The 7163-nt window shown below is 72.2% G+C and carries 8 protein-coding genes and 4 pseudogenes; 7 read left to right on the top strand and 5 right to left on the bottom strand.

All coding sequences use genetic code 11. The features are described from left to right. Both ADK41_RS31765 and ADK41_RS31760 read right to left on the bottom strand, forming a co-directional pair. Nucleotides 1–369: pseudogene (locus ADK41_RS31765) on the bottom strand (M56 family peptidase); the annotation flags it as partial. Nucleotides 370–375: 6 nt separating this feature from the next. Further along, entirely contained in the window at nucleotides 376–765 is a 390-nt protein-coding gene (locus ADK41_RS31760; protein ID WP_030819804.1) for a BlaI/MecI/CopY family transcriptional regulator, read from the bottom strand. Nucleotides 766–948: 183 nt separating this feature from the next. Here ADK41_RS31760 and ADK41_RS31755 point away from each other — a divergent pair, with 183 nt between their 5' ends. The 7 genes and pseudogenes from ADK41_RS31755 to ADK41_RS40140 form a co-directional block, all read left to right on the top strand. Beyond that, nucleotides 949–1215, top strand: a complete 267-nt coding sequence (locus ADK41_RS31755; RefSeq protein WP_030819806.1) for a GlsB/YeaQ/YmgE family stress response membrane protein — start codon at nucleotides 949–951, stop codon at nucleotides 1213–1215. A 134-nt stretch (nucleotides 1216–1349) separates the two neighbouring features. Beyond that, nucleotides 1350–1925 carry a TerD family protein gene (locus tag ADK41_RS31750; RefSeq protein WP_030819808.1) on the top strand — a complete coding sequence of 192 codons (576 nt, stop codon included), beginning with the start codon at nucleotides 1350–1352 and terminating at the stop codon, nucleotides 1923–1925. A 109-nt stretch (nucleotides 1926–2034) separates the two neighbouring features. Then, on the top strand, nucleotides 2035–2742 hold the full coding sequence (locus ADK41_RS31745; RefSeq protein WP_063781740.1) for a hypothetical protein: 708 nt from the start codon (nucleotides 2035–2037) through the stop codon (nucleotides 2740–2742). Continuing rightward, a complete protein-coding gene (locus tag ADK41_RS31740) occupies nucleotides 2699–3283 on the top strand; it encodes a TerD family protein (protein ID WP_030819810.1) in 585 nt (194 codons plus the stop codon). The genes ADK41_RS31745 and ADK41_RS31740 overlap by 44 nt, the downstream gene beginning before the upstream one ends. Nucleotides 3284–3345: 62 nt before the next feature. Continuing rightward, nucleotides 3346–3537 (top strand): annotated as a pseudogene (locus ADK41_RS43630) (twin-arginine translocase TatA/TatE family subunit); the annotation flags it as partial. Between the two features lie 110 nt (nucleotides 3538–3647). Further along, nucleotides 3648–3890 (top strand): annotated as a pseudogene (locus ADK41_RS31735) (sensor histidine kinase); the annotation flags it as partial. Nucleotides 3891–3910: 20 nt separating this feature from the next. After that, nucleotides 3911–4261: pseudogene (locus tag ADK41_RS40140) on the top strand (response regulator); the annotation flags it as partial. Nucleotides 4262–4264: 3 nt separating this feature from the next. Here ADK41_RS40140 and ADK41_RS31730 read toward each other — a convergent pair. From ADK41_RS31730 to ADK41_RS31720, 3 genes are all read right to left on the bottom strand, one after another. Further along, nucleotides 4265–5350: an FUSC family protein gene (locus tag ADK41_RS31730; protein WP_234318582.1), complete on the bottom strand. Its 1086-nt coding sequence runs from the start codon at nucleotides 5348–5350 to the stop codon at nucleotides 4265–4267. Between the two features lie 70 nt (nucleotides 5351–5420). Continuing rightward, nucleotides 5421–6380 carry an FG-GAP repeat domain-containing protein gene (locus tag ADK41_RS31725; protein ID WP_030819817.1) on the bottom strand — a complete coding sequence of 320 codons (960 nt, stop codon included), beginning with the start codon at nucleotides 6378–6380 and terminating at the stop codon, nucleotides 5421–5423. 78 nt (nucleotides 6381–6458) lie between these two features. After that, nucleotides 6459–6806 (bottom strand): DUF1330 domain-containing protein, encoded by a 348-nt coding sequence (locus tag ADK41_RS31720; protein ID WP_030819820.1) that lies wholly within the window; start codon nucleotides 6804–6806, stop codon nucleotides 6459–6461. Nucleotides 6807–7163 lie beyond the last annotated feature (357 nt).

The raw sequence follows: 7163 nt of genomic DNA, 5'->3' as shown, positions 1-7163 counted from the left end.
CTCCCGCAGTCCGGCCAGCGCCCGGTGGGCGCCACGACGCACCCGGCCGTGCCGCCACAGTGACCGGCCGCACACCACCAGCACCGCGCACAGGGCGGGAATCGCCGCCTTGCCGGCCACCTCGTCGAACGGCACCGCCGCGCGCACCTCGGGGTCGGACCAGCCGTCGGGCAGCGGGTTGCCGGGCAGCTGGGCGGTGCCGACCACCATCACCAGGCCGAGGCAGACCGTGCTGCACACCGCCATCACCGCGGCCACCCCGGTCAGCAGCCGGGTCGCCGTCCGCGGGTGCAGGTGGTGCTCGGCGAGGCGCGCGATCGGCCACGCGGTCAAGGGCAGCACCAGCGGCAGAAAGACGAACACCCCCATGAGGCTTCAGTCTTCCCCTTCGTTCCTCGACTGACCCAGCAGTTCCCGCAGCAGCCGCTCGTCGTCCGGGCCGAGGCCGGTCACGAAGCTGGCCAGCACCGCCTCGCGGTCGCTCTCGGAGTCCAGCACCCTGCGCATCTTGTGGGCGGCCAGGCCCGCCTGGTCCGACGCCGGCGTCCAGGCGAAGGACCGGCCCGCACGCTCCCGCGTGACCGCCCCCTTGGCCAGCAGCCTGGTCAGGATGGTGATGACGGTCGTGTAGGCGAGGTCGCCGCCCAGACGGTCCTGCACCCAGCCGGCCGTCGCCGGGCCGTCCGCCTCCCTGAGCGCCGCCAGGACCAGCGCCTCCAGCTCACCCTGCCCCCGCCGCCGGGGACGCTGCCGCTGTTCCGTCACGCCCTGTACCCCTTCCGCCGCCGTCCGTTTCCCGCGCGGACATCGTATAGACGCCCCCGGGACCGTCGCGCCACCCGACGGGCCTCGAAGATCCCCCGCCACACCCTCTACAAGATTGTAGAATTAAAGCTGCCCCAGGGCATGCCCGCACACGAGAAGGACCACTGAAGGGAGCATCGGGACATGGGTGTCATCGCATGGTTGGTACTGGGACTCCTCGCCGGAGCGATCGCCAAGGCCATCCTGCCCGGCCGCGATCCGGGCGGCTGCGTCGGCACGACGCTCATCGGCATCGCCGGCGCCTTCCTGGGCGGCTGGCTGTCGGCGGAACTCCTCGACCGGCCGGTCCAGCGCGCGTTCTTCGACGCCGCGACCTGGGGCTCGGCCATCGCGGGCGCACTCGTGCTGCTGATCGCCTACCGCCTGCTGTTCGGCAACTCACGGGACTGACGTGGAACACCGTGCGACCGCACCGAGCCCGAGGCGCGGCCGCACCCCCTCCCGTTTCCTCTACAGTGATGTAGATTCTTGAGTCCGGGTCCGCGCCGCGGCTCTCGACCGCACCTGCCGAGAAGGAGTACACCGTGGGAGTTTCCCTGTCCAAGGGCGGCAACGTCTCGCTCAGCAAGGAGGCACCGGGCCTGACCGCCGTCCTGGTCGGTCTGGGCTGGGACGTCCGGACCACCACCGGCACCGACTACGACCTCGACGCCTCCGCGCTGCTCCTCGACACGTCCGGCAGGGTCCTGTCCGACCAGCACTTCGTCTTCTACAACAACCTCAAGAGCCCCGACGGTTCGGTGGAGCACACCGGCGACAACCTCACCGGTGAGGGCGAGGGCGACGACGAGACCGTCAAGGTGGACCTCGCGGCCGTACCCGCCGAGGTCGACAGGATCGTGTTCCCGGTGTCCATCCACGACGCCGAGAACCGCGGCCAGAGCTTCGGCCAGGTCCGCAACGCCTTCATCCGCGTCGTCAACCAGGCCGGCGGCACCGAGATCGCCCGCTACGACCTGTCCGAGGACGCCTCCACCGAGACCGCCATGGTCTTCGGAGAGCTGTACCGCAACGGCGCCGAGTGGAAGTTCCGCGCGGTCGGCCAGGGCTACGCCTCGGGCCTGGCCGGGATCGCCGCCGACTTCGGCGTCGGCGTCTGACACCCCGCGGAGGCCGCGCCGGACCGGCTCCCCCCTCGGGACAGGTCCGGCGCCGCCTCCCCGCCGCTCCGAGAGCACCGCCGAAGCCTTCCCCCCGTCAGGAGACCATGTGGCCGACCCGCTGCGCCTTCGCCCGGAGGACAGGCCGGACTTCGAAGCGGTACTGCACCTGGCCCTCACCACCACGGACGTACAGGCGGCCTTGAGCGCCGACCCCACCGGCCGGGCCACCGCGCGACTGCGCCTCCGCGCACTCGGGGACGCCGACGAGACAGCCGCCGCGGCACGCGCGGAATACGGCGCGTACCTCGCCTTGCGTACGTCCGCAGAGCCCGGCCCGCCGCCCCGTCCCGCCGCCGGCAACCTGCTGCCCGCCCTGGCGGTACTCACCCCGCTCGTCGCCGCCGCATCCGCCGCGGTCCTGCTCGTCCTCGGCCACCTGCTGCGACTGGCCGACGCCGAAGGGCCGCTCCCCGGCTCCCTGTTCACCGCCGGATGGGTCCTGACGCTGATCGCGGGCGCCGGCGCCCTCCTCGCCTTCGCCGCGATGCTGAGGACGGCGATACGCGACGGCGGCGGAACCGCCCACGCGGCGCGCCTGCAGCAGGCGCGGGAGAACTGGCAGCGGGCCCTGCTGGACCGGGGCCTCCTGCCCCACCTGCGGCGGTGCCTCCGCGAGGATCCGCCCACCTGCCCCACCCCGCCCCCGGGCGTCCGCACCGCCCCCTCCCACGACTCCCGCACCGCCACCCACCCGAAGGAGCACCCCTCTCATGTCGGTCAACCTGACCAAGGGCCAGCAGATCAGCCTCAGTAAGTCCGACGGCACCGCCCTGACGTCCGTCCGCATGGGCCTCGGCTGGCAGGCCGCACCCCGCAAGGGCTTCCTCGCCAAGCTCACCGGGGCGCGGGAGATCGACCTGGACGCCTCCGCAGTGCTCTTCGCCGCCGGGCAGCCCACGGACGTCGTCTTCTTCCAGCACCTGGTCAGCGACGACGGCTCGGTCCGGCACACCGGCGACAACCTCACCGGCGGCGCGGGCACGGGAGGCGACGACGAGGCCGTCCTGGTCGACCTGGCCCGCGTGCCCGCCCACATCGACCAGATCGTCTTCACCGTCAACTCCTTCACCGGCCAGACCTTCGCCGAGGTGCAGAACGCCTTCTGCCGCCTGGTCGACGAGACGACCGGCGCCGAACTGGCCCGCTACACGCTCACCGGCGGCGGCGGCCACACCGCTCAGATCATGGCGAAGGTCCACCGCTCCGGCGGCGGCTGGCAGATGAAGGCCATCGGCGCACCCGCCACCGGCCGCACCTTCCAGGACCTGCTCCCGGCCATCGCGCCCCACCTCTGAGCGCCACTGCCGCTACGCGCGCGCCGGACGGGCCCGGGTCCCGGAAAAGAGAGCAGGACACCATGTTCGGACCGGGCGAACTCGCCGTCATCCTCATCGTGGTCACAGCCGTCGTCCTCGCCGGGAAGGGCCCCGAGCCGGCCCGCTCCGCAGGCAAGCCGGCCCGCATCCTCAAGGCCGAGGCCCGCGCCATGAAGAAGGAGGAGAACGGGGCAGCGGCGGACACGCCGCCCCGGGTCATCCCGGGTGAGACCGCTCATCCGTGTGCGCTCGCAACGGCACGGCGTAGTCGGCCCACGCACCGGCAGACCCCAAGTGGAAAGTGGGCCCCTCAGCGCGACACCTGCCCGTCATGGAGCGTCGTGCCCACACGGTCGGCGTGGTGCTGGCGCGGCAGGCGTACGGGTTGGAACTGGAGATCACCGACGACGGGACCGGATTCGTGGTCGGGGAGGCGGCGGGCTTCGGTCCGGACGGGATGCGCAAACGGCTGGCGGAGCTGGGCGGGAGGCTGACGGTGACGAGTTCGATGGGTGACGGAACGCGGGTAATGGCGTTGATTCCCCTGGCTTCCCAGGCGCCGGGAGAGAGCGGGGCGGAGGCGTGACCGGCCGACGGATCGCGGGAGTGACCGGTGAAGCGATTCGCATCATCGTGGTGGACGACCACACCGTCATGCGGGCCGGAGTGGTGGCTCTCCTCGCCTCCGAGACAAGCATCGGGATCGTCGGCGAGGCGGGCGACGGCCGCGCGGCCCTCGAACTCGTCGAGCGGTACGAGCCCGACGTCGCCCTGGTCGACCTGCGCATGCCGGTGCTCGACGGAGTGGCCACCACGACCGAGATCGTGGCGCGCTTCCCCCGCACCCGCGTGCTGATCCTCACGACCTACGACACCGACGCGGAGATCGAACGCGGAGTGGAGGCCGGGGCCATCGGCTACCTCCTCAAGGACACCACCCGTGAGCAGCTGGTCGACGGTTCAGCCCGGTGGTGCCGGCGCTTTGGCGGTGTGTCCGGCAAGCAGGCCTGCCGGCAGCATGACGAGCAGGCCGGTTCCCACGCCGCACAACGTCCACAGCACCCGGTAACCCTCGGCGGTGTGGTCGGAGGGCTGCGGAAGGTCCACCAGGATGAGCACCCCCGCGGCGACGGCCGCACAGTAGAGCGCGTAATTCCAGAAGCGGATCGCCACCCCGTGCACCAGCAGGACGAGCGCGACCACTTCGAGTCCGCGCTCGACCGCGAAAAGCCCGAGTCCGTGTTCACCGGCGGGCAGCAGGAGCAGCAGCGCGGCCGCGGCGGCGCCGATCAGCGCGCCGGCGAGGCGCTGCGCGGATACGAGGACGGCCTGCTCCAGGCTCGGCTTCATCGCGACCACGGCTGCGATCGGCATCCAGTAGCCGTGCGGCAGGTCCAGCCCGAAGGCGAGCGCGACGGTGCCGCCGACGGCCAGAGCCCGGATCACCGCGAACATGACCAACGGCCGGGTCAGCTTCTTCCTCGAGGTGTCACCGGGGATCTCCGCGACCGGCTGGGGCCGGTCCTCGCGCCCGTGGAGCAGCCACCCGATGAACGTCATCACGATCCACAGTGCCGCGCCTCCGGCCCAGGCGAGCGTCTGAGCCCAGGTGTGGCTGGTGATGCGGGCGTGATGGTGGAAGCCGAACGCGAGCCCGAGTACGACGATGAACCAGAGGTTGAGAAGCAGGGCACTGACGAACCTGCGCACCCCGAAGGCGATCGCCAGACCGGCCACCAGCGTCACCGCGACGGCCGCGAGCACCAGCCGGCCCCAGGCGTGTCCCCCGACGCCGAACCCCAGCGCGGTGACCCCTGCGCCGGTCAGTGCGAAGACGGCGATGTGCGACGCGCGGCGGCCGTAGCCGCCTCCCGGGTCGTCCAGCGCCGCGAACAGGAGGCCGAACAGTGCGCTGAGAAGGTACTGCCGATGTCCGATCTCCCAGAAGACGACCAGCGGCACCAGCGCGACGTCCAGGACCATCACCGCTCGCGGCCAGTCGAGTCCGGCGGGGTCGAGCTCGAACACCTTCGACAGCCGGTTCACGTCCTTCCCCCTGTGAACGGGCTGTCCTTCTCGTCCGCTCGCACCGGCCATGGCCCGTCCTCGCTCGCCCTCACCGCCAGGTATGCCGCTCCGACGCCGCATTCTCCGATTCCACCGGCATCGCCGCGAAGCGACCCGCGGGTCCCGGTCGAAGACCGCGCGTCCACCAGCCATACGGCGGAGCGGAGCGATCGCTCCGCGAGCCCCTTCCGCGCCGGGCCCCCGGGATGTGCCGGCTTGCAGCCCCGGGCCGGTGACCCGGGGCTTGTGTACGGGTGGGATGTTTCCGCGTCTCACGGGCACTCCCGCGCCGAAGGACGAGGCATGCGGACGCGGAAGGTCCCGTCCCGGTGCCGTCGTAGCGCCACAGCTCGTTCGACTTGTCCTGGGCCAGCAGGTCGCCGTGGCCGTCTCCATTGAGGTCGCCGACGCCCACGACCTTCTTGTCGCCCGTCCACTTGGACGCGATCTTCGTCCGTGCCGACAGCCTGCCCGTGCTCGTCACCGTGTAGAGGCGGACGTCCTTGGTGGAGGCCTGGCGTGCGATCAGGTCCGGCCGGTCGTCACCGCTGACGTCCCCGGGCGAGGTCAGCACGTCGTACTGCGTCCAGCCGCTGGTGCCCAGCGAGGTGTACGCCGTCGACGGGGTCACCGCCGCTCCGCACGCGGGCCGGTGGGCGCGCAGCGCGCCGCTGCCGTACCGCACGAGAACGTCGTTGCACCGGTCGCCGTACGGCACGAACACCGCGCTCGTCGGCCAGCCGGACCCCGTCTTCTTACTGGTCAGGGTGCCGGTGCCGTACCGGTACGTCGGTCCGCCCGAGCCGTTGAGGGTGAGGACCTCGCCGAAGCCGTCCGCGGTGGCGTGGTCCCGTCGGACCGGGGCCGCGCCGGTGACCTTGAGCGTGCCGGTCCTGGTGAGGGCCGCGCCCCGGCCGTCGTCGCGGCCGGCGACCTCACCGGTGACGGCAGGACGGACCTCGTCTCGCGCGACGTCCGCGGCGACCTGTACCGGCAGCGGTGACGGCAAGGGGTCGTTCGGTGGCCGTACGGAGATCGCGACGGGCCGGAAGGGGTACCGGTCCGTCGTCCGGGCCCGGCCCGGGGGCTACTCGGCGGGCAGGGCCTCTCGCATCGCCTTCGCGGTGGCGGTCGGGTCGTAGCCCTCCGGGACGCCTTCGACCAGGATGATGTCGCCCTGGATGTGCCGTGAGCGCAGCGGTGCGATCTCCTGGTACGCGGGCGAGTCCCACCAGGCCCGCGCCTCGGCGATCCCGGGGAAGCCGATCACCACGACGTGCCCGGGCCAGCCGCCCTCCTTCACCTCGTGCTGCGTGGCGTGCACGAGGAAGCGTCCGCCGTACGGCTCGAAGGTGGCGGGGATGCGCTCGATGTACTCGGCGATCTCCGGGTGCGGGGCGGCCTCTTGCAGGTGGGCTATGGCGTAGGCGGGCATGGCGTCCTTCCGGTCGGTCGGGCTCCGTACGCCGGGAGCATGGCATGCCGGCGCACCGGGGTCGATGACCTGGGAGGTAAGCGGATCCCGCCCGCACCTGGACCGGCGGTGCGCATGTCCCTCCTGGGTGCCCGCTCGGACGGCGCGTGCCGGGGAGCGACGGGGGCGCCGTCGACGAGCGGTCCGGGAACGCGCGGGCCGCGTCCTCCCGGACCGGTGCGCGTCACCATCCGCCCGCACCGGAGAACCTCGGCCTGTCGTTCCTCGGCGGGCTCGAAGGCCGTCGCGCACTCAGCAGGAACGAGGGTGGTCGAAGTCCTCCGCGGGAGAACGGGCCCGGGTCCGGGGCCCCAGGAC

The organism is Streptomyces caelestis, from assembly GCF_001279005.1.
GTDB classification, from domain to species: Bacteria; Actinomycetota; Actinomycetes; order Streptomycetales; family Streptomycetaceae; genus Streptomyces; species Streptomyces heliomycini.
This window is presented reverse-complemented; position numbering and strand designations above follow the sequence as displayed.